General features: G+C 70.3%; 17 protein-coding genes. 15 read left to right on the forward strand and 2 right to left on the reverse strand.

Going from position 1 to position 19,751, the window contains the following annotated elements:
* Positions 1-152 precede the first annotated feature (152 nt).
* The 15 genes from ACYVIP_RS12130 (at position 153) to ACYVIP_RS12200 (ending at position 17,918) form a co-directional block, all read left to right on the forward strand.
* Positions 153-1,682 (forward strand): multicopper oxidase family protein, encoded by a 1,530-nt coding sequence (locus ACYVIP_RS12130; RefSeq protein WP_460395316.1) that lies wholly within the window; start codon positions 153-155, stop codon positions 1,680-1,682.
* Positions 1,679-2,818, forward strand: coding sequence for an MFS transporter (locus ACYVIP_RS12135; protein WP_460395318.1), 1,140 nt, complete (start codon positions 1,679-1,681; stop codon positions 2,816-2,818). Before ACYVIP_RS12130 ends, ACYVIP_RS12135 begins: the two co-directional genes overlap by 4 nt.
* Positions 2,815-3,231 carry a Dabb family protein gene (locus tag ACYVIP_RS12140; RefSeq protein ID WP_460395320.1) on the forward strand — a complete coding sequence of 139 codons (417 nt, stop codon included), beginning with the start codon at positions 2,815-2,817 and terminating at the stop codon, positions 3,229-3,231. Before ACYVIP_RS12135 ends, ACYVIP_RS12140 begins: the two co-directional genes overlap by 4 nt.
* Before the next feature lies 1 nt (position 3,232).
* Complete coding sequence (locus ACYVIP_RS12145) at positions 3,233-4,282, forward strand: medium chain dehydrogenase/reductase family protein (protein WP_460395322.1); 1,050 nt, start codon at positions 3,233-3,235, stop codon at positions 4,280-4,282.
* Complete coding sequence (locus ACYVIP_RS12150; protein ID WP_460395324.1) at positions 4,279-4,872, forward strand: ABC transporter permease; 594 nt, start codon at positions 4,279-4,281, stop codon at positions 4,870-4,872. Before ACYVIP_RS12145 ends, ACYVIP_RS12150 begins: the two co-directional genes overlap by 4 nt.
* A 170-nt stretch (positions 4,873-5,042) precedes the next feature.
* Positions 5,043-6,542, forward strand: a complete 1,500-nt coding sequence (locus tag ACYVIP_RS12155) for a non-reducing end alpha-L-arabinofuranosidase family hydrolase (protein WP_460395326.1) — start codon at positions 5,043-5,045, stop codon at positions 6,540-6,542.
* A gap of 201 nt (positions 6,543-6,743) precedes the next feature.
* Positions 6,744-8,402 carry an ABC transporter substrate-binding protein gene (locus ACYVIP_RS12160; RefSeq protein ID WP_460395680.1) on the forward strand — a complete coding sequence of 553 codons (1,659 nt, stop codon included), beginning with the start codon at positions 6,744-6,746 and terminating at the stop codon, positions 8,400-8,402.
* Positions 8,399-9,436, forward strand: a complete 1,038-nt coding sequence (locus ACYVIP_RS12165) for an ABC transporter permease (RefSeq protein ID WP_460395328.1) — start codon at positions 8,399-8,401, stop codon at positions 9,434-9,436. The genes ACYVIP_RS12160 and ACYVIP_RS12165 overlap by 4 nt, the downstream gene beginning before the upstream one ends.
* The gene (locus ACYVIP_RS12170) at positions 9,433-10,332 is read left to right on the forward strand and encodes an ABC transporter permease (protein WP_460395330.1); all 900 of its coding nucleotides are present in this window, start codon (positions 9,433-9,435) and stop codon (positions 10,330-10,332) included. The genes ACYVIP_RS12165 and ACYVIP_RS12170 overlap by 4 nt, the downstream gene beginning before the upstream one ends.
* The gene (locus ACYVIP_RS12175) at positions 10,332-11,360 is read left to right on the forward strand and encodes an ABC transporter ATP-binding protein (RefSeq protein WP_460395332.1); all 1,029 of its coding nucleotides are present in this window, start codon (positions 10,332-10,334) and stop codon (positions 11,358-11,360) included. Before ACYVIP_RS12170 ends, ACYVIP_RS12175 begins: the two co-directional genes overlap by 1 nt.
* Positions 11,357-12,340 carry an ABC transporter ATP-binding protein gene (locus tag ACYVIP_RS12180; protein ID WP_460395334.1) on the forward strand — a complete coding sequence of 328 codons (984 nt, stop codon included), beginning with the start codon at positions 11,357-11,359 and terminating at the stop codon, positions 12,338-12,340. The genes ACYVIP_RS12175 and ACYVIP_RS12180 overlap by 4 nt, the downstream gene beginning before the upstream one ends.
* Positions 12,337-13,380: a LacI family DNA-binding transcriptional regulator gene (locus tag ACYVIP_RS12185; protein WP_460395336.1), complete on the forward strand. Its 1,044-nt coding sequence runs from the start codon at positions 12,337-12,339 to the stop codon at positions 13,378-13,380. The genes ACYVIP_RS12180 and ACYVIP_RS12185 overlap by 4 nt, the downstream gene beginning before the upstream one ends.
* A gap of 12 nt (positions 13,381-13,392) precedes the next feature.
* Positions 13,393-14,985 carry an FAD-dependent oxidoreductase gene (locus ACYVIP_RS12190; RefSeq protein WP_460395338.1) on the forward strand — a complete coding sequence of 531 codons (1,593 nt, stop codon included), beginning with the start codon at positions 13,393-13,395 and terminating at the stop codon, positions 14,983-14,985.
* A 97-nt stretch (positions 14,986-15,082) separates the two neighbouring features.
* On the forward strand, positions 15,083-16,558 hold the full coding sequence (locus ACYVIP_RS12195) for a family 16 glycosylhydrolase (protein ID WP_460395340.1): 1,476 nt from the start codon (positions 15,083-15,085) through the stop codon (positions 16,556-16,558).
* Positions 16,559-16,706: 148 nt separating this feature from the next.
* Complete coding sequence (locus ACYVIP_RS12200; RefSeq protein ID WP_460395342.1) at positions 16,707-17,918, forward strand: heparin lyase I family protein; 1,212 nt, start codon at positions 16,707-16,709, stop codon at positions 17,916-17,918.
* A 20-nt stretch (positions 17,919-17,938) separates the two neighbouring features.
* Here ACYVIP_RS12200 and ACYVIP_RS12205 read toward each other — a convergent pair whose 3' ends face one another.
* A complete protein-coding gene (locus ACYVIP_RS12205; protein ID WP_460395344.1) occupies positions 17,939-19,072 on the reverse strand; it encodes a sensor histidine kinase in 1,134 nt (377 codons plus the stop codon).
* Positions 19,053-19,706, reverse strand: a complete 654-nt coding sequence (locus ACYVIP_RS12210) for a response regulator transcription factor (protein ID WP_460395346.1) — start codon at positions 19,704-19,706, stop codon at positions 19,053-19,055. Before ACYVIP_RS12210 ends, ACYVIP_RS12205 begins: the two co-directional genes overlap by 20 nt.
* Positions 19,707-19,751: the final 45 nt, after the last annotated feature.

Below are 19,751 nucleotides of genomic sequence, written 5' to 3' on the forward strand. Positions count from 1 at the left end.
CCGGAGCGGGAGAACGCCTCCTCCCACGGTAGGAGAAGCCGGTTTGGCTCCTCCCGCGGTAGTGGCCGAAGACGGCACCGCCGTCCGAAGACGTCCATGCCCGCCGGTCAATACGGTTTTCCGCGCCAGTTCCCCTCAGGAAAGGCCATACCGTGCCCAACGAGCCATCGCCCCGCCGGCGCCGACGGTCGCTCCGGATCCTGCTCGCCATCGTGGTGCCGCTCGTCGTGGGCACCGGCGCGCTCGGCGTCTACTACCTACAGGCCAGTGTGGACACCGTGGGCGAGGTCCACTTCGGCGAGCGCCTCGCGATCCCGCCCATCGCCGACTCCCGGGTCGACGCCGCCGGCACCCGGGTCTTCGACCTCGACATCCGCGCAGGCGAGACCAGGTTCCTCGACGGGCAGGCCACCAGGACGGCGGGGGTCAACGGCAGCTTCCTCGGTCCGACGATCCGCGCGCGCCGAGGCGAGCACGTCGCCATCAACGTCCACAACGGACTCCATGAGGCCACGTCGCTGCACTGGCACGGCATGCACGTGCCAGCGGCCATGGACGGCGGTCCACACCAGACAGTGGCCCCCGGCGACGTCTGGAATCCGAAATGGACGGTGGAGCAGCCGGCGGCCACCCTGTGGTACCACCCCCACCTGCACGGGAAGACCGCCGAGCACGCGTACCTCGGCGTGAGCGGGATGTTCATCCTCGACGACGACACCACCGCGGCCATGAACCTGCCGGACACCTACGGTGTGGACGACCTGCCGCTGATCGTCCAGGACCGCGCGTTCGACGACGCCAACCAGTTCGACGGCTCCGTGCCGTTCCTCGGCAACCTCGGCGCACTCGGCGACGAGATCCTCGTCAACGGCGTGCGCGGTCCGTACACCGAGGTCAGCACCAGACTGGTGCGGCTGCGGCTGCTCAACGCGTCCAACGCCCGGATCTACCACTTCGGCTTCGCCGACGACCGCGGGTTCCGCCTGATCGGCACCGACGGCGGCCTGCTCGCGGCGCCGTGGGAGACGACCCGCCTGCAGCTCTCGCCGGGGGAGCGGGTCGAGATCGTCGTCGCGTTCACGCCGGGCGAGACCACCGAACTGCGCTCGTACCCTGGCGGTGAGGGCCTCGAGGGCTTCGGGGCGCGGCTCAACGGCGGCGCCGACCGCTTCGACGTGCTCCAGTTCCGGGTCGCCGACCGGCTCACCGACACGACCGAGGTGCCCGCCGTGCTCGGCGCCGCTCCCGACGTCGACACCGACGAGGTGGCCGAGGTGCGGTCGTTCGAGCTCGCCGGGCGGGAGATCAACGGCGAGACGATGGCCATGGACCGCGTGGACTTCGCCGTACGGAAGGGATCCACGGAGATCTGGGAGGTCGTCAACACCAACGGCTACCCGCACAACTTCCACGTGCACGACGTCCAGTTCCAGGTCATCGAGGTCGCGGGCGGCCAACCGCCACCACCGCTGCGCGGCTGGAAGGACACCGTGCTGCTGCCGCCGGACAAGGAATACCGGCTCGCCATGCGGTTCAGCGACCACGCCGACCAGGACTCGCCGTACATGTACCACTGTCACCTGCTCACCCACGAGGACGAGGGCATGATGGGCCAGTTCGTCGTCCTGGGCGAGGGCGAGCGGATCGGCCGCGTCCCGGCCGCCGGGCACGACCACCCGTGACGCCGACCCGCCTGGCCCGCGGCACGATCCTGGCCGCGGCGACCCTGACCATCATGGCGCCGGCCCTCATCGCGCCCAGCCTGCCCGCGATGGAGCAGGTCTACGGCACCCCGCTGCTGGTGCGGCTCACGATGACCAGCACGTCGCTGGCCGTGGCGGTCACCGCACCGCTGTCCGGGCTGGTCGCCGACCGCACCGGCCGCCGCCCACTGCTCGTGGCGAGCCTGCTGCTGTACACGGTGAGCGGCACCGCCGGCTACTTCACCACCGACCTGATCCTGTTGCTGGTGACCAGAACGCTGCTCGGCGTGGCGGTCGGCGGCATCATGACCTCGGTCAACGCGACGATCACCGACTGGTTCGACGGACCGGCACGGGCCTCGTTCCTGGGGCGCCAGCAGGTCTTCGCGAGCCTGTCCGGCGTGGTGTTCCTGCCGGTCGCCGGGGTGCTCGCGACCATCGGCTGGCGGGTTCCGTTCTGGCTGTACGGCGTGGCGGCGGTGGTCGCGCTGGGCGCGCTCGTGGCGGTGCACGACCGGCCGCGAACGACCGCCCCGGCGGCCGCCGGACACGCGATGACCGGTCCGGTGCTCGGCACCTACCTGCTCGCGCTCGGCGCGACGATGGTCTTCTACATGGCGCCGACCCAGGTGCCGTTCCTGTTGGCGGAGCGGGGGATCGGGCCCGTTCTCGTCGGCGTCGTGATCGCCGGCGGCACCCTGACGAGCATGCTCGGCGGGTTCGGGTTCCCGGCGCTGCGTAGGCGGCTCGATCCGGGCGCGGTCAACGCGCTGTGCGTCGGGCTGCTCGGCGTCGGCTGGCTGCTCGTCGGCGGTGCCGGCACCGTGGCGGGGATCGCCGCTGGCCTGCTCGCCGGCGGACTCGGTGTCGGCTTCGCCATCCCCAACCTCACCCTGCGCCTGTCCGAGCTCGCCCCGCCCGCCTGGCGTGGCCGGGTCTTCAGCGGGCTCGTCGCGGGGATCTTCCTCGGCCAGTTCGTCTCCCCGCTGGTCGTGCAACCCCTGGTCCGGACCGTCGGCGTCGCGGACGCCTTCACCTGGACCGGGGCCGTCATGGTCGCGGGCGCGGTGGTCGCCGCCGCCCGGATCACCCACCTGGAAAGGACCGTTCGATGATCTACCACGGCATCCGCTTCTCCCTCAGGCCAGGCGTCTCCGACGAGGAGGTGGCGGCCGGGCTCGCGGCCATGCGGGCCGCGTCACTGTCGATGCCGACGGTCACGTCCTTCGTCATCGGCCGCGACATCGGCGGCGACTACGACTTCGGCGCCGTCTCGGTGATCGAGGACCTCGCGGGCTACGAGGCGATGATGAACCACCCGGCACACCTCGAGATCGACCGCGCCGGCCTGCCGCTGGTCGAGCGGTTCGTGTCGTTCGACATCACCGACGACCCCGACCCGGCGCTCGGCGCGCGGATCGCCGAGATCCACCGGCGGCGCTACCAGGAGAACCCGGACGTCGCCGGGCTGGTCGCCGGCCTGGACGACTACCGGGGCAGCGCCGCGCCCGGCACGCGGGAGAACTGACATGACCACCTCCACCACCACCCGCGCCACCGAGATCGTGCTGCCCGGCCCGGTCGAGCCGGACGGTCTGCGGGTCCGGGCCCGCGACCTGCCGCCACCCGCCGAGGGTCAGGTCGTCCTGCGCATGGAGGCGACTGGGGTGTCGTTCGCCGAGCAGCAGATGCGCCTTGGCAAGTACTACGACCAGCCGCCGTTCCCGTTCGTCCCCGGCTACGACGTGGTCGGCACGGTCGTCGGCACGGGTCCCGGCGTGGACCCGGCGCTCACCGGCCGCCGGTTCGCCGCGGTCATCAAGACCGGCGGCTGGGCCAGCCACCTGCACGTCGACGCGGCCGACCTGGTGGCGGTGCCGGCCGGGGTCGACCCGGCGGCCGCCGAGACCGTGGGGGTCAACGGGATCACGGCCTGGCAGCTGCTGCACCGCAGTGCCCGCGTCCCGACCGGTGGCACGGTCGTGGTGCTCGGCGCCAACGGCGGTGTCGGCTCGACGCTCGTGCAGCTGGCCCGCCACGCCGGCCTCCGGGTGATCGGCACCGCGGCCCCCCGCCACCACGACGCGATCCGCGCGCTGGGTGCGACCCCGCTGGACTACCGCGCCAAGGACCTGTACCCCCGGATCCGCGAGCTGGCCCCCGATGGCGTCGACGCCGTCTTCGACCACGTTGGTGGCGCTGGCCTGAAACAGTCGTGGCGGCTGCTGCGCCGTGGCGGCACGCTGGTCAACTACGGCTCAGCCTCCACAAAGGACGAGAAGGGCAACGCCGTGCTGCCGATGCTCGCGTTGTTCGCGCGCCTGTACGCGTGGAACTACCTGCCCAACGGCAGGAGCGCCACGTTCTACAACTTCTGGGCCGGCAGGCGTCGCCGCGCCGGGGCCTTCCGTGCCCGGCTCGCGGAGGACCTGACCCAGGTACTGCGGCTGATCGCCGACGGGGCGCTGGAGCCGAGGATCGCGGCCAGGATCCCGCTGGAACGCACCGCCGACGCGCTGCGGCTCGCGGAGTCGCGGACGGTACTGGGCAAGGTCGTGATCGTGGGCGGCCCGACGTGACCGCGCCGGCCGGTGAGATCGACAGCCGTGCCGCGTACACCGGGTTCATGCTGGCGTACGTGTTCGGCCATGGCGCGGCCGCACTGTCCAAAGGGGACGATCCGGTGGTCGCCCTGCCGGTGTGGGTGCCGCTGGTGCTGTTGGCGGCGGGCCTCGTGCCCGCGCTGACGCTGGCCGTGCGGGCGGGGGTGCGCGCACAGCGGACGGCCGGCGCGTCGAGGCGACATGCCGAGCGGTTGCTGGGGACGGCGTGGTTCACCGGGTTCACGGCGCTGTTCCTGGCCATCACGGGGCTGGCGACCGCACGCGACGAGCCGGCGCTGCAGGACGTGCTGTGGCCGGCGGGTTCGGTGCTGCTGGTGGGGTTGCTCAACATCGCGGAGGGCGCGGTGCGGCGCAACACCCTGCACTACGCGCTCGGCTCGTGGCTGGCGCTGGTCGGTGCGGCGGCGCTGTTCTTCGACACCGCGGGCGTCTACGCCACGGTGGCCATCCTGGGCGGTGGGGGCTACGCGGTCGCGGCGGTGCTGGAACGCGGGCGTCTCGCGGCGGTGGACCGGACGACCCACGACATGCCAGTGGGTTTGTGAGCGCTCCCAAATGCCCCCTTGAAGGTTTGTTAACGATCTGGCAATGTCAGGGGCGGCGGGATTCACCGTTCCTTCAACAATTGAGTCGAGCGTACGCACGGACACCAATGTTAACGCTAACATGCAGCCGGCGTCCCGGACACCGCTGTTCACCTCGACGAGGAGCTGTCATGAAAACCACCATGAGTTCGCCGGGTCACGCCCCACCGACCGCACGCCGCGGTGGGGCGCGCGCGCTGGTCGTACTGCTCGCGACCGTCCTCGTGGGTACCGCGGCGGTCGCGTTCAACAACAGCGCGGCGTCGGCCGCGACCGTGGACACGACCGCGTGGTACGTACTGATCAACCGCAACAGCGGCAAGGCGTTGGACGTCTCCAACACGTCCACCGCGGACGGCGCGGCGATTCACCAGTGGGCCCGCCACGACGGCGCCAACCAGCAGTGGCAGTTCGTGGACTCCGGCAACGGGTTCTACCGACTGAAGTCGAAGAACTCCGGCAAGGTCCTCGACATCGGCAACATGGCGACCACCGACGGCGCGCGGGTCCAGCAGTGGACCGACCTCAACGGAACCAACCAGCAGTTCCAGCTCGCCGACTCCGACGGCGGCCACGTCCGGCTGATCAACCGCAACAGCGGCAAGGCCGTTGAGGTGACCGGCGCGTCGACCGCGGACGGCGCGGCCGTGGTCCAGTACAGCGACTGGGGCGGGGCCAACCAGCAATGGCAGCTCGTCCTGCTGGAGGACCCGCCGACCGGTTCGTGCTCGCTCCCATCGACCTACCGCTGGTCGTCGACGGGGTCGCTGGCGAACCCGAGGCAGGGGTGGGTCTCGCTCAAGGACTTCACCCACGTCGTCCACAACGGCCGGCACCTGGTCTACGCGACGACGCACGACACGGGAACGACGTGGGGCTCGATGAACTTCAGCACCTTCACCAACTGGTCGGACATGGGTTCGGCCAGCCAGAACGGGATGAACTCCGGCGCCGTCGCGTCCACGCTGTTCTACTTCGCGCCGAAGAACATCTGGGTGCTCGCCTACCAGTGGGGTGGGCCCGCGTTCAGCTATCGGACGTCGAGTGACCCCACCAACCCGAATGGCTGGTCGTCGCCGCAGACCCTCTCCACCGCGAGCATCACCGGCTCCGGCACCGGACCCATCGACCAGACGCTCATCGGTGACGGCACGAACATGTACCTGTTCTTCGCCGGCGACAACGGCAAGATCTACCGGTCCACCATGGCCATCGGGAACTTCCCCGGCAACTTCGGCTCGTCCTACACGACGATCATGAGTGACTCGACGAACAACCTGTTCGAAGGCGTCGAGGTCTACAAGGTCGATGGCCAGAACCAGTACCTGATGATCGTCGAGGCGATCGGGAGCAACGGGCGCTACTTCCGCTCGTTCACATCCAGCAGCCTTGGCGGATCGTGGACACCGCAGGCCGCCTCCGAGAGCAACCCCTTTGCCGGCAAGGCGAACAGCGGTGCCACCTGGACCAACGACATCAGCCACGGCGACCTGATCCGCAGCAACCCCGACCAGACCAAGACCATCGACCCCTGCAACCTGCAGCTCCTCTACCAGGGGCGTAGTCCCAACTCCGGCGGCGACTACGGCCTGCTGCCCTACCGGCCAGGACTGCTGACGCTGCAACGCTGATCGCCTGACGCGAGCACACCAACCGGGCCGGCGCCCTCACCCCTCACCGGGTGAGGGCGCCGGACTCGTTCTTGACGGGCGGCGTGTGGGCTGCCTAACATTCGTGCTCATACGTAGTAGCACACTCCAGCCGGTTCGGCGCGGAGCGTTGCTCATACGTATGCAGAGCCAAAATCCCGGCAAAGGAGCAGGGTGACCGATATGGTGCCGTCCAACCCGATGACCAGGCGTGCGTTGCTGCTCACGACCGCGGTCGCCCTGGTCGCCGCCGGGGCGTGCGCGGCGCCGAAGAGCGCGGGCGGCGGTGGCGCCGACACCCTGGTCATCGCCAAGACCGACGCCGGCACGACCTACCCGCGCAACTTCAACGTTGTCGGCCCGGCCACGCAGAAAACCCCTGGTGCGAGCCTGATCTACGAGCCGCTCGTGCGGACGGACTACAGCGACGGCGCCACCACGAAACCGTGGCTCGCCGAGAAGTGGGCGTTCGCCGACGGCGGTGCCACGCTGAACTTCACCCTCCGCCAGGGCGTCACGTTCTCCGACGGGAAGCCGCTCACCGTCGACGACGTGCTGTTCTCGCTGAGCCTGCCGATCGAGCAGCCCCAGTTCAACATCGCCGGGGTCACCTACGAGTCCGTGGCGAAGGTCGACGACCGGACCGTCGCCGTCCACTTCGCACAGCCCGCGTACAGCGAGCTGAACCAGTTCGCCAACCCGCAGCTTCCGGTGGTGCCCAAGCACATCTGGGCCGCACAGGACCTCAACACGTGGACCAACCCGGACCCGGTCGGCACCGGACCGGTGACGCTCGCGACCTTCTCCGCCCAACAGGTCACCCTCGCCACCCGCGCCGACTACTGGGGTGGCGCGCCGAAGATGAAGACCGTCAAGATCATCCCGACCAGTCAGGACGCGGTGAAGGCGCAGCTGCTGCGTGGTGAGGTGGACTGGGCGGCGACCTCCTGGCCCGGCGCGGACAAGGAGTACGTGGCCGTCGATCCCGAACACCACCAGTACCAGCAGTACGCGACGGGCCGGGCCTACGCGCTGGTGTTCAACGCCGCCAGGGCCCCGTTCGACGACCCGGACCTACGGCGCGCGCTGTCGCTCGCGATCCCGCGCACCGACATCGTGGCCACCCTCAACCGGCCGGGCACCGAGGCCGGCCCGACCGGCCTGGCCGAGCAGGTCTACGGGGACTGGCTCAAGTCCGACTACCGCGGCACCGACCCGGCCGTCGACCTGACCGGCGCGCGGAAAGCCCTGGCGGACGGTGGGTTCACCGTCCAGGACGGCGCACTGGTCAAGGACGGGCGGAGTTTCACTCCGACGCTGTCGTTCAACCAGGACTACGGCTGGGGTGCCTACGCCGACATCATCGTCAGCAGTTGGCAGCAGACCTTCGGTCTCACCGTGAAGACGGTCGGTGTGCCGTCGGTGAACCTCTACGAGCAGCAGCAACTCGGCGAGTTCGACCTCACCGTCGCGGAGATCGGCGGGCCGGGGGTGTTCGCCACCTATGCCGGGTTCAACAGCGTGTACCGCAAACCGTTGGGGCAGAAGGCGCCCGCGAACTTCGGCCGGTTCGACAACGGCGACCTCGACGCCGCGATCCAGGCGATGGCCAGCACCGACGACCAGGCGAAGCTCAAGGACCTGGCGCAGGACGCGCAGACGGTCGTCGTCGAGCAGGTGCCGTTCGCGCCGATCTACAACTCCTACTGGTTCATCAACATCAACTCCACGCGATGGGGTGGCTGGCCGGCGCCCGACGACTTCGACCGCGTGCCGTTCCCCGACCTCGGCCCCGACGCCACCCGCACGCTGCTCGGCCTGACCCCGACGGGCGCGAAGTGACCTCCACGACGGCACCGCCGGCCATGGCCGCGAAAGCGGTCCGCCGGTGGCGGTTCCTCGGCCGCAGGATCGGGTTCTACCTGGCGGCCCTGTGGTCGGCGGTGACGCTGAACTTCCTGCTGCCGCGCCTGATGCCGGGCGACGCCGCGCTCGGCATCATCGAGCGGCTGGAGCGGGTGAGCGGTCAGCAGGTGTCGCCGAGCGCGGTGGAGTCGATCCAGCGCCTCTTCGGCGACCCGGACGCGAACCTGGCCCAGCAGTACCTCGCCTATCTCGGCCAGCTCCTCCGCTTCGACTTCGGCGTGTCCGTGCAGAGCTTCCCGACCCCGGTGAGCGACCTGCTCGCGCAGAGTCTGCTGTGGACGGTCGGGCTGGTCGGCGCGACGACCGTGCTCGCGTTCGTGCTCGGCACCGGTCTCGGGGTGCTCGCCGGCTGGCGGGCGGGCGGCCGGTTCGACGCGGTCGTGAGTCCACTCACGACGTTCGTGTCGTCGGTGCCGTACTTCTGGGTGGCGCTGCTCGCCCTGTGGGCCTTCGGTTTCCTCCTCGGCTGGTTCCCGCTGTCCGGCGGGTACGACCCGGACGCCGCGAGCGGCCCGGCGTACTTCCTGTCGGTGTTGCACTACGGCGTGCTGCCCGCGGTGACCATCGTGTTCTCCGCGTTCGGCGGCTGGCTGCTCGGCATGCGCAACATGATGGTCACGACCGTGCGGGAGGACTACGTGTTGCTGGCCATGGCCAAGGGGCTCTCGACGCGCCGGGTGATGTTGAGGTACGCGGCCCGCAACGCGATCCTGCCGAACTTCACCGGGTTCGCGCTGGCACTTGGCGGCGTGCTCGGCGGCGCGCTGCTCACCGAGATCGTGTTCAGCTACCCCGGTATGGGATACCTGCTGTACTCGGCGCTCAACCAGCGCGACTACCCGGTGATGCAGGGTGTCTTCCTGTTGATCACCATCACCGTGCTGGTCGCGAACCTGCTCGCCGACTCGGTCTACGCGTGGCTCGACCCGAGGATCCGGGAGGGCCGATGAGCATGTTCCTGCGCGGCTGGAAGGTCCGCGTCGGCCTGTCGGCGCTGGGGTTCTTCGCGTTCCTGGCGATCTTCGGGCCGTGGCTGACCGAGGACCTCCTCGGCGTCGACCCGAGGGCCAACGACATCACCGCCATCGCCGCCCCGCCCGGCGGCGACCACCTGCTCGGTACCACCCAGTTCGGGCAGGACGTGCTGGCGCAGGTGATCGCGGGCGCGCGGGGGTCGCTGTTCGTCGGTGTGGTCGCCGCGACCATCGGCACCGCGCTCGCGATCGTGGTCGGCGTCACCGGCGGGTACTTCGGCGGCGCCGTCGACAACGTGCTGAACCTGCTCACCAACATCGTGCTGGTGCTGCCCGGCCTGCCGCTGCTGCTGATCATCGCCGGATACCTGCAGGGCACCGGGTTGTGGGTGATCGCGCTCGTCATCGGCCTGCTGGGCTGGCCGGGTGGGGCGCGCACACTGCGGGCGCAGTCACTCTCGCTCGCCAACCGGGACTTCCTGGTCGCCATGCGGATGCTCGGCGAGAAGCGGCGGCGGCTGATGTTCTTCGAGGTGCTGCCGCACCTGTCCGGCCTGATCGCGTCGATGTTCCTGCACGCCATGATCGGCGGCATCATGGCCGAGGCCGGGCTCGCGTTCCTCGGCATCACCGACTCGTCGGCGATCAGCTGGGGCACGATGATCCAGGCCGCCCAGCAGCAGAGCGCCGTCCTGCGCGGGCTGTGGTGGTGGTTCGTGCCGCCGGGGCTGTGCATCGCGTTGATCGGCACCGCCGCCGCGTTGGTGAACTTCGGGGTGGACGAACTGGCGAACCCGAAGCTGCGGGCCGCGACCAGGTCGGCCACCAAGCGGGCCCGTGTCGCGGCCCGCGTGGCTGGTGGGGAGGCGTGATGTCGGTGCGGACGCACGACGAGGTGACCGCGGTCGGCACCGCGACGGTCCTGGACGTCGAGGGGCTCAACGTCGAGTACGTGACCGACGGCGAGCCGGTACGCGCCTGTGTCGACGTGTCGTTCTCGTTGCGGCGCGGCGAGATCCTCGGCGTCGCCGGCGAGTCCGGGGCCGGCAAGTCGACCCTGATCACCGCGCTGACCCGGCTGCAGCGGCCGCCATCGGTCACCACCGGCGGTCGGATCCTGTTCCACCCCAGGGACGGCGGGGCGGCCGTCGACCTGGTGTCGTTGCCGCGGCGGCGGTTGCGCAAGCTGCGCTGGACCTCGCTGTCGATCGTGCTGCAGAGTGCCATGGACGCGCTCAACCCGGTCGCGCGGCTCGGCGCCCAGTTCGTCGACGTGTTGCGGGCACACGAGCCCGGGCTGTCCAGGCGAGCGGCCCGCGAGCGCGCGGTCGAGTTGCTCGGCATGGTCGGCATCTCCGCCGACCGGGTCCGCGGCTACCCGCACGAGCTGTCCGGCGGTATGCGCCAGCGGGCCACGATCGCGCTCGCGCTGGCCTGCCGACCGGAACTGGTGGTGATGGACGAGCCGACCACCGCGGTGGACGTGGTGATGCAGCGGCAGATCCTGGCCCAGGTGCTGCGGCTGCGCGCCGAACTGGGGTTCGCGGTGCTGTTCGTGACCCACGACCTGTCGCTGCTGCTGGAACTGGCCGACCGGATCGCGATCATGTACGCGGGCCGGGTGGTGGAGATCGGGTCGGCGGAGTCGATCTACCGCGCGCCCCGCCACCCGTACACCCGCGGCCTACGGGACTCGTTTCCGCCGCTGTCGGCGCCACTGCGCGCGCTGTCGGGCATCCCCGGCAGCCCACCCGACCTGCGCCACCCACCGAGCGGCTGCCCGTTCCACCCGCGTTGTGCCGACCGGTTCACCGGCTGCGACGAGCACCTGCCCGTGCTGTCCACAGTGGATGACGGAGAGGTGGCCTGCCGGCTGCACGAGATCGGAGAACCCCGATGACCGCCCCGATCCTGGAAGCCAGGGACGTGACCATGGACTTCACCGTGCGCGACGCGTTCGGGAGGACCGCCGTGGTGCGTGCGGTCGAGAACGCGACGCTGGCGTTGCGGCCGGGCGGGATCGTCGCGCTGGTGGGGGAGAGCGGCAGCGGCAAGACCACCCTCGCCCGGCTGCTGGCCCGCTTCCATCGGCCAACCTCCGGGGAGATCCGGCTGCGGGGCGAACCGGTCGGCAGACGCGGCGACCGCGCCTACCACCGCGACGTGCAGCTGATCTTCCAGGACCCGTTCGGCTCGCTGAACCCGCTGCACCGGGTGCGCTACAACCTCGAGCGCGCGCTGCGGCTGCACCACGGAGTCAGGGATCGAGCCGAACTGGAGCGGCGGATCCACACCCTGCTGGAACGGGTCAGCCTGGTGCCGGCGCACGACTTCGTCGACAAGTTCCCGCACGAACTGTCCGGTGGACAGCGGCAGCGCGTGGTGATCGCCCGCGCACTCGCCGTCGAACCGGCGGTGCTGCTCGGCGACGAGCCGATCTCCATGCTCGACGTGTCGATCCGGCTGGACATGCTCAACCTGCTCGCGCGGCTGCGGGCGGAGGAGGGCCTCGCGCTGCTCTACATCACCCACGACATCGCGAGCGCCCGCTACCTGTGCGACGAGATCGTCGTGATGTACGCGGGCCGGATGGTCGAGGGCGGCCAGAAGGAAGCGGTGCTCGCGCAGCCGCTGCACCCGTACACGCGGCTGCTGATCGAGTCCTCACCCGACCCGGACCGGGGCCGCGCGGCGCTGTTCGACGGTGCCGACGAGCTGGGGGAGCCGCCCAGCCTCATCGACCCGCCGGCGGGCTGCCGGTTCCACCCCCGCTGCCCGTTCGCGATGGCGCGGTGCCGCACCAAGGCACCGCCCCGCACGACCATCCCCAGTGGACAGTGGGCACACTGCTGGCTGCTCGACGGACAGGAGGCCACGTGACCACGAAACGCAGAGCGCCGAGACAGTCGGACGTCGCCAGGGCGGCCGGGGTGTCGCAGTCGGCGGTGTCCCGGGTGATCAGCGGCGACGCGGACGCCGCCCGCATCCCGGTGGAGACCCGGCAGCGGATCCTCGACGTCATCAGGGAGCTGGGCTACGTACCCAACGCCGCGGCCCGCAACCTGCGCAACAAGAGCAACCGGCTGCTCGGCGTGCACACGTTCGAATCGGTGTTCCCGCACGCCCGCAGCGACTTCTACTTCGAGTTCCTGCTCGGCATCGAGGAACGCGCCGAGGAACTCGGCTACGACCTGGTGCTGTTCACCTCCACCGGCGCCAGGGACGGCCGCCGCCGCATCTACCGCGACGGCACCAACCGGCTCAACCTGGCCGACGGCAGCGTGCTGCTCGGTGTCGCCACCGACCGGGAGGAGCTCGCCCGGCTCGCCGCCGAGGACTACCTGTTCGTCCACATCGGACGCCGTGAGGTGCCTGGCGCGGACATCCCGTGCATCGTGCCGGACTACGCCGACGCGGCGGGCGCGATCGTCGACACCCTGGCCCGGCGCGGCCACCGCCACATCGCCTACGTCCGTGAGCCGTTCGACCAGGAGTCCTACCAGGACCGCCGGGCAGGCTACACCGAGGCGGTGCGCCGGCTGAGGTTGACCGACCGCTCCCCGGGGTCCCGGGGCGAGCCGGACCTGACCCAGGAGTGGCTCGACGACCTGGTCGCCGGGCCGGAGACCGCGGTGGTCGCGGAGAGCGTGCGGCTGGCCGAGCAGCTGCGCACCGGTCTGGCGGCCCGCGGCCGGACCATTCCCGGCGACCTGTCGGTCGCGGTGCTGGAGGGCGTGTGGCCGGGCACCAGCGCGGTCTGGGACTGCCTGCAGGTGCCGCGCAAGCAGATCGGCCGGCTCGCGATCGACGCGCTCGTCGCGATGGTGGCGGACCCGGCACAGCGCGCCACGAGTGTGCTCGTGCCCTGCGAGGTGATTCCCGGCGAGACCGTCGCGGACGCGCGCGAGGACCAGAGGTAAGGAGAGCAGGGGATGGCAGAGCTCCGCACGGACGTCCTGGTCGTCGGCGGCGGGCTCGGGGGCGTCGCCGCCGCGCTGACCGCCGCCCGGCTCGGCAACTCCGTGGTGCTGACCGAGCGGACCGACTGGCTCGGCGGTCAGCTGACCGCGCAGGCGGTGCCACCCGACGAGCACCCGTGGATCGAGGGCCCGTACGCGGCGCCCGGCTACACCGAACTGCGCCACCGCGTCCGGGAGTACTACCGGCGCAACTATCCGCTGCGCCCCGAGGTCGCCGCCGACCCGCTCCTGGACCCGGGGCTGGGCATCGTGAGCCACCTGTGCCACGAACCACGGGTGGCCGCCGCCGTGCTGGCGGAGATGCTCGCGCCGTGGCGCGTGGCCGGGAAGATCACCGTGCTGACCGGGTACGTGCCGGTCGCCGCGCACACCAGCGGTGACAAGGTCGACGCGGTCACGCTGCGGGACCCGCGCGATGGCGGTGAGGTCACGGTCGCCGCGGGCTACACCGTGGACGCCACCGAGCTGGGCGACCTGCTGGAACTGGCGCGGGTGGAGCACGTGATCGGCGCGGAGGGGGCCGACGTCACCGGTGAGCCGCACGCGCCCCCGACCGCGAACCCGCTCGACCAGCAGGCGGTGTCGTGGGTCTTCGCGCTCGACCACCGGCCTGGCGAGCACCACGTCGTCGACCGGCCCGCCCGCTACGACCACTGGCGCACCCACGTCTCGGACTTCTGGCCGGGCCCGCAGCTGTCGTTCACCGACATCGCGCCGGAGAGCCTGCGGGTGCGGGAATGGCGGCTGTTCGAGGACAACCCCGAGCGGCACGCGTACTTCCCGCTGTGGAGGTTCCGCCGGATCGTCGCCGCCGCGAACTTCGCGGAGAACTCCGGGATCGGCGACGTCACGATCGTCAACTGGCCGCAGCTGGACTACTGGGAGGCGCCGGTCCTCGGCGTGTCCGGGGAGGCCGCCGACCGGGCACTGGCCGCGAGCCGGGAGCTGTCGCTGTCGTTCCTGTACTGGCTGCAGACCGAGGCGCCCCGCGATGATGGTGGCACCGGCTACCCCGGCCTGCGGTTGCGCCCGGACGTCACCGGCACCGCCGACGGTCTCGCGAAGACGGCCTACATCCGCGAGTCGCGGCGCATCGCGGCCGAGTTCACCGTGCTGGAGCAGCATGTCGGCGTCGCGGCGCGGCCAGCAGGCGCGGGCAGCGAGGTCTTCGCCGACAGCGTCGGGCTCGGCCGGTACCGGATCGACCTGCACCCCAGCACCGCGCAGCGGACCTATGTGGACATCGAGGCCTACCCGTTCCAGATCCCGCTCGGCGCACTGATCCCGGTCCGGGTGGAGAACCTGTTGCCCGCCAACAAGAACATCGGCACCACGCACGTCACCAACGGCTGCTACCGGTTGCACCCGGTCGAGTGGAGCATCGGCGAGGCGGTCGGTGCGCTGGTCAGCTTCTGTCTGGACAAGGGCCTGCCGCCACGCAAGGTCCGCGCTGATGCCACCCACCTCGCGGACTACCAGCGACTGCTCACCGACACCATCGGCACCACCCTGTCCTGGCCGGAGCACCTGCGTACCCACCGCTGAACCACGGAAGCCAGCACCTGACCCCGAGTCGAAGGGCGGTGATACGCGCCGAACCAGGGGATCCGCTTCGCTTTGACCATCCGGAAAGGACACACCTGTGCACAAGCGATCAACGGTGCTCGCCGCGATCGTCGCCATGTTATGCGCGCTGACCGGGGTGCTGACGTCATCCGCCTCGGCGGCCCCGGCGGCGGGCGAGTCGTTCATGGAGCAGTTCGACGGACCGCTCGACACCTCCTTCTGGTACGTCTCCGACGGCTACAACAACGGAGCCCACCAGAACTGTCAGTTCAACAAGAACAACTCGAAGGTCGCGAACGGGCTGCTGTCGCTGTCCATCGACGACACGCCCCTCGGCGACCGCCAGTACTCGTGCGGGTCGATCCAGACGAACCAGAAGTACCACTACGGCACGTACGAGACGAGGATGAAGACCGGCAAGGCCAGCGGCACGAACTCGTCGCTGTTCACCTATGCCGGGCCGTACCAGGGGATCCCGAAGTCCCACGAGATCGACTTCGAGACGCTCGGGAAGGACACGACCAGGACCGAGGCCAACTCGTGGGTCGACGGTGTGCCGAAGGGTCCCGGGGTGGTCCCGCTCGGCCTGGACAACTCGACGACCTGGGTGAACCTCGGGTTCGTGTGGCTGCCGGGACAACTGGACTTCTACGTCGACGGCGTCAAGAAGTACTCGTTCACCGGTGCCGACGTGCCCTACGAGCCGCAGCTGATCCTCACCATGATCTGGTCCACCGGCACGCTCACGGACTGGATGGGTCAGTTCACGTATCCCGGCTCGCCGATCGTGTCCCAGTACGACTACGTGGCCTTCACCAAGGCAGGTGACCAGTGCCAGTTCGAGACCTCCGTCGCCTGCGGGGTCGAGGCCCCCACCACGTCCTTTGTGGACAACTTCGACACGCTCGACCCGAACCGCTGGTACGTTTCGGACGGCTGGCACAACGGTGCCGGTCAGAACTGCACGTGGGACGCCGAGCAGGTGTCTGTCGCCAGTGGACAGTTGACCCTGTCGTACACGAAGAAGACGATCGGTGACCGGGCCTACGCGTGCGCCGAGGTGCAACACCGTGCCAAACGCGGGTACGGGACCTACGAGGTGCGGATGAAGGGAATCCGCGGGTCCGGGTTGATGGCCTCGGCGTTCACGTATGTCGGTGGGACACCGTCGGAGGTCACCGACATCAAGCTGCTCGGCAGGGACCCGAGCAAGGCCAAGCTCAACACGTGGCGGGACGGTCAGCCCCTCGGCCCGGTCATGGTGCCGTTGCCGTCGGCGGCCGACGCCGGGTTCATCGACTACGGTCTGAAGTGGACCGCGTCGCGGATGGACTTCTACGTCAACGGTCAGGTCATCCACTCGATCACCGACCCGGCGAAGATCCCCGACCGCGAGACGAACCTGTTCCTGAACCTGTGGGGCAGTGAGAACAACCCGGATATGGGCTCGTTCGTGCCACCGACCGGGACCGTGACGTTCCAGATCGACCGGGTGGCCTACACCGCGCCCGGTGAGGAGTGTCAGTTCACCGGCTCGATCGCCTGCGTGTGAGGTAACCCCGGTGGGCCGGCCGGCACCGGCCCACCGGGCGCACGCGGCGCCGCCGCCCTAGCCGACTTCGTGCGGACCTGTCCCGACAGTGGTCAGTAGCGTCCGCGACCGCTGGCGTCGGGGTGTCCCGCGGATCCTGGGAGTGTTCATGAGGTGGAGAAGGCTGACGTCGTGCGCGGTCGTCGCCGGGTTCTCGATCGGGCTGTCGGTGCCCGTGACGGCGTCCGCGGCGGTGCAACAGGTGCTGGACTGGGAAAGCGCGTCCCAGCAGGGAGTCCCCGCGCAGGCGCCGCCGGGCTGGGTGGCGGAGTACAACCGGACGCTGGTGAATCCCGGCGGCCGGCCGCAGGTGTCGCTCGTGCGGGCGCCCGAGCCGGTCAGGGCGGGTTCGAGCGCGGCGCGGTTCGAGCTGGACAAGAACACCTCCGGCGCGGTCCCGGGGCCGCGAGCCGAACTCGCCGGCGACGTGCTCGGCGGCGAACGGTGGTACGGCTTCAGCATCTACCTGCCCGACTCCTGGGTCACCGACCGCGCGGCGGAGATCGTGACCCAGTGGCACCACAACGGTTCGACCGGCTCGCCACCGCTGTCGATCGAGACGCAGGACGGGAACTGGCAGATCAGCCAGAACTGGGAGAACACCGCGCGTGACACGCGGCTCGGCGCCTACCAGCGAGGCCGCTGGACCGACTGGGTGGTGCACGTCCGCTGGTCGTCGGGCAGCGACGGCGTCCTGCGGATCTGGAAGGACGGGGTACCCGTTCCCGGCTTCGAGAACAGGACCGGCAGGAACTCCTACAGCGACCCGCGGACCTACCTGAAGATCGGCATCTACAAGTGGCCGTGGGCCCAGGGCCAGCAGTCCGACACCACGAACCGGGTGATGTACCACGACGAGCTGCGCATCGCCGACGCCAGCGGCAGCTACGACCAGGTCGCACCCCCGTCGACACCACCGCCAACCGGCAGCCACCCGGTAGGAGAGGTGACCGCGAGCGACGACGACGGCAACGTCCCGGCCAACACCCTGGACAACGACCTCGGTACCCGCTGGTCGGCACAGGGCGACGGGCAGTGGATCCGCTACGACCTCGGCTCGACCGTGCCGGTGAGCGCGCTGAGCATCGCCTGGCACAACGGCGACCAACGCACCTCGACCTTCGACATCGAGATCTCCGGCGACGGCACCACCTGGACCACCGCGGCGGCCCGTCTCACCAGCCGCCGCACGCTCGCCCAGGAGGTGTACGACATCCCCGACACCGACGCCAGGTACGTGCGGATCGTCGGCCACGGCAACTCGTCGGGCAACGGCTGGAACTCCGTCACCGAGGTCGACCTCCTTGGCCCCGCCGGGTGACCGTCGGCGGGCGCGTTGGCTCAGCGGAAGGTGACGGTGATGTCGAGCCCGCCCTCCGGCCCCGGCACGGTGACCACGTCGGCGCCATGGGCGTTGGCGATGGCGGCCACAATGGACAGACCGAGGCCCTGACCGTCATGGTGACCGGTACGGGTGTCATCGCGTTGGAACGGCTGGAAAAGGACCTCGATGCGGTCGGCCGGGATGACGGGTCCGCTGTTGACGACCCGCAGGATGGCAAGGCCGTTAGCGGATCGGGTGCTGACCAGGACCCAGCCGTTGGGGCTGTTGTGGCGGAGGGCGTTGTCGACCAGGTTGGCGGCGAGGCGTTCGATCAGTCGTGCATCCCCGGTGACCGGCGCCTTCCCGATGTCGCGGTCGAGCCGCGACGGCCCGGGTGTCCGGTCCCGCAGGACGCGTTCGAGGATGGCGGCCAGGTCGAGAGGTTCCCGCCGCTCCAGGCCGCGATGGCCGCGGGCCAGCGTGAGCAGTCCGTTGATGAGGTGTTCCTGGTGTTCGCCGGCGGCCAGCACCCGCCGGCACACGGCGCGCAGTGAGCCGGCGGTGGCCGACGGGTCCGCGAGCGCCACCTCGATCGCCGCGCGCTGGAGGGTGAGTGGGGTCCGCAGTTCGTGCGATGCGTTGGCCACGAAGCTCTTCTGCCCGTCGAAGGCGGCATCGAGCCGGCTGAGCAACGCGTCGAAGGTGTCGCCGAGGTCCTTGAGCTCGTCGTCGGGGCCGGTGATGTTCAGCCGCTCGTGGAGGTTGTGGTCGGAGATCGCGCGTGCCTTGTCGGCCATGACGCGTACGGGTCGCAGGATTCGGCCGGCGACCAGCCACCCGGCGACCACCGCCACCGCGGACATCACCGTGAGCGCGATCCCGGACCGGGTGAGGAGCGTGTCGAGCGTCGCCTCCCGTTGCGCGGCCGCCTGCGAGCTCATCGTGTGCCGGACGGACTCCTTGTCGACTGCGCGCCACACGTCGGGGTCGCCGGTGGTCACGAACAGAACAGGGTCGTCGCGTACCGAGACCAGGAGGTAGGTGATGGCCAGCAGTGCGGCGCCGAGCACGAGGAACAGCCCGCCGAAGAGCAGTGTCAGGCGCAGCCGGGCGGTCCGGCGCGGGCGGCGGTCAGATGCGGTAGCCGGCATGGGGCACGGTCTCGATGACGGGCGGGTCGCCGAGTTTGCGGCGGAGTCGGCTCATGGTGACCTTGACGGTGTTGGTGAACGGGTCGGCGGCCAGGTCCCAGGCTTGTTCGAGGAGCGTCTCCGCGGACACCACGCCGCCCCGGGCGGTGAGCAGCAGTTCGAGGACGGCGAACTCCTTCGGGGTCAGGTTCAGGCGGAGTCCGGCGCGCTGGGCGACGCGCTGGGTGCTGTCGAGCGTGAGGTCCCCCCGGGTGAGCACGGGCGGCACGGCGGGCTGGGCCCGGCGGGCCAGCGCGCGCAGCCGCGCGATCAGCTCGGCGAACGCGAAGGGCTTGGCGAGGTAGTCGTCGGCACCGAGTCCCAGGCCTTCGACGCGGTCCTCGATGGTGGTCGAGGCGGTGAGCATCAGGATACGGGCGCGGCCGCCGCTGCCGATCAGCACGCGGCACACCTCGTCGCCGTGCACGCGCGGCAGGTCGCGGTCGAGGACGACGACGTCGTAGTCGTGGACGGTCGCCATCTCCAGGGCACGCCCGCCGTCGAGGGCGACATCGACCGCCATGCCGTCCTGGCGGAGACCGGTGGCGACGGTCTCCGCGAGTTCCCGGTGGTCCTCGACGATCAGCACACGCATGTCGGCCAGCATGCAGGATGCGGGGTTACCGGGCGATAACAGCCT

Source organism: Actinophytocola sediminis, from assembly GCF_054779715.1.